This is a genomic window from Dethiosulfatibacter sp. (assembly GCF_983023055.1).
This window is the reverse complement of record NZ_CEZJXU010000162.1, coordinates 1-2,471: the sequence shown is the minus strand read 5'-3', so window position 1 is coordinate 2,471 and position 2,471 is coordinate 1. Positions and strand designations below refer to the sequence as shown.

2 protein-coding genes are annotated in these 2,471 nt (G+C 33.5%); one reads left to right on the top strand and one right to left on the bottom strand.

Annotated elements, in window-relative coordinates; translation table 11 throughout:
- Nucleotides 1–107: 107 nt before the first annotated feature.
- Nucleotides 108–761: a YczE/YyaS/YitT family protein gene (locus tag AC3AX0_RS06960; protein WP_487549583.1), complete on the bottom strand. Its 654-nt coding sequence runs from the start codon at nucleotides 759–761 to the stop codon at nucleotides 108–110.
- Nucleotides 762–1,474: 713 nt separating this feature from the next.
- On the opposite strand from AC3AX0_RS06960, the gene AC3AX0_RS06955 reads away from it, so the two are divergent.
- The gene (locus tag AC3AX0_RS06955) at nucleotides 1,475–2,377 is read left to right on the top strand and encodes an NAD(P)-dependent oxidoreductase (RefSeq protein WP_487549582.1); all 903 of its coding nucleotides are present in this window, start codon (nucleotides 1,475–1,477) and stop codon (nucleotides 2,375–2,377) included.
- Nucleotides 2,378–2,471: the final 94 nt, after the last annotated feature.

Sequence of the window (2,471 nt, the reverse complement as noted above, 5' to 3'; positions counted from 1 at the left end):
TATAGTATAATTGAAAACACCTCTTACATAAAAATGTAAGAGGTGTTTTCATATTCAGCTACTATTTGTCACGTATTAGTATGCTAACAGTATTTCCTTATAGGTGACTAGGAAGCTGTTCTTCCCATCAATACTTTTATATCATCATCTATATAGGTGTGTTCAATGGCAGTGATATCAAATTTTGCTATTTTGAATGCAAGGGTTACAAAGAAACCTACTGAGATAGCCATTACTGCAGTTCCAATACCTACACTTCCCCCCATGAAGAATCCAAATATGAGTGCTAGAGATTCAATACCGCTTCTGATTGCTTTAACAGAAAAAGGGGTTAATTGTTTTACTACTGATACAAGCCCATCTCTTGGACCTGATCCCCATCCTACGGTTACATAAATTGCTGTAGAGTAGCCAACTAAGAACATACCCAAAAACATCATTATATAACTCAAATAAATACTTTCATATATAGGAACTAAGTTGTTAAACATTAATAAATCAATGTATAGACCAACAAGTGCCATATTTGCAACTGTACTCCAGCCTATTTTTTCTTTGAATAAGAAATTGATAATTATAATTACAAATCCTACTAAAATTGTAGCTTGACCTATTGTTAGACCTAATTGAAGTCCAACACCCTGATGAAAAACTGTCCAAGGTGACATTCCTTGATTTGCATTAATGGTCATAGTTATGCCTAATGCGTATAGAAATTGACCGATATTCATAATTAGAAACTTTTTAAATAATTCTTTCATAATTCCCTCCTGTAAACAATGATTTTAATTCACTGTATTTTGATTAATTGTATCACGAAACCCAGCGGTGTCAACGAAAGTCTTATTTTTAACAGACCATGCAGGTGACTATACAGCCGTGATAAAAAAATATCTATTCGACTAAAATGCAAGAAAAAATACAAAACTTTCACATGGAATAACGTTTTCATTTAAAATCATTCAAAGGTAATGTTTTCAGAATGGGTATTTTTTCCTTTATAACATCTGGGAACCAGTATTTCCAAGGGGTGATATTAAATTCACGAACTGTTCTTAATCAGAGACGTTTTTTGATAAAATCTTTATATTGAACACAAGGCTAATATTAATATTTAAATGGGTTTTTATGAAAAAGTATTTATATTCTTGCTTTTTGAAATTTTTTTGACAGGTATTTAACAAAATATTAAATTTGATATATTAAAAAGCACAGATAATATCAACGAAGTTCTTGGAATATCAAAAAAACTGTAAAAAATGATGCAAACTTGAAAGGCGACGTCTCAATGTTGAAATGCAAATAAAGGGCGAAAATTGAATTCATACAGGATATTCCAGAAATACCTTCCAATTATGAAACAAACCCTGTAAAATTAAAGGTAAATAGGAGATAAATAGGGGCAAAAACTGTAGATTTAAGTTGGCACACAAATTGCATAAGTAAAAGTATAGATATTTATTTAGGAGGCGTTATGAAAAAAATAGGTTTTATTGGTCTAGGAGTTATGGGCAAGAAGATGGCTTTAAATATTCTTAAGGCAGGATATGAATTAACTGTATATGATGTTGTTGAAAAGAATGTTAAGGATATGGTTACAGAAGGAGCTTCTTCAGCAACTTCAGCAGCAGACTTGGCTTCAAAATCTGAAGTTGTGTTTACATCTCTTCCGAATTCTGCAATTGTAGAAGCTGTAGTCCTTGGGGAAAACGGCATATTGAGCGGTTGTAAAGAAGGAACAATTATAGTGGACTTAAGCAGCATAACACCAAAATCAATTAGGAAAATACATAAAATATGCAGCGATAAAAAAGTAGAAGTTGTAGATGCACCAGTAAGCGGTGGAGCTGCAGGAGCAGAAAAAGGAACACTTACAATTATGATTGGTGGATCGGCAGAGGTTGTTGAAAAGATTACTCCTGTTCTTTCATCAATAGGAAAGAAAATCGACCATGTAGGTGAAATAGGAGCTGGAGATACTGTGAAGGCTGTAAATAACCTGTTGCTTGGTGCAAATATGGTAGCGGTTGCTGAAGCTCTTGTTCTTGGAAAGAAAGCTGGCCTTGATGCGGACACAATGTACGATATTATAAGCAAGAGTTCAGGTGGATCATATGCCCTTACTGCAAAGTATGAAAACTACATAGCAAAAGGCAATTTTGAACCTGGTTTTATGATAGATCTTCAATATAAGGATCTTCAACTTGCAATAGATACTGCAAAAGATCTTAAAGTTCCTCTTATTGTTGGAAACATGGCTCAGCAAATGTTTGAAACCGCAAGAGCCGAAGGACTTGGAAGAGAAGACATTGCTGCTGTCATCAAAGTCTTTGAAAAATGGGCTGATGTTGAAGTGAGAAGCGAAAATAATAAATAAGGAAGTATAAAATGTCTATTAAGGAAATGATTATAGAAAAATCGCCGTTGACTTTCGGTGATATTTTGGATATAGCTGAAAAGAGTGATGCAAG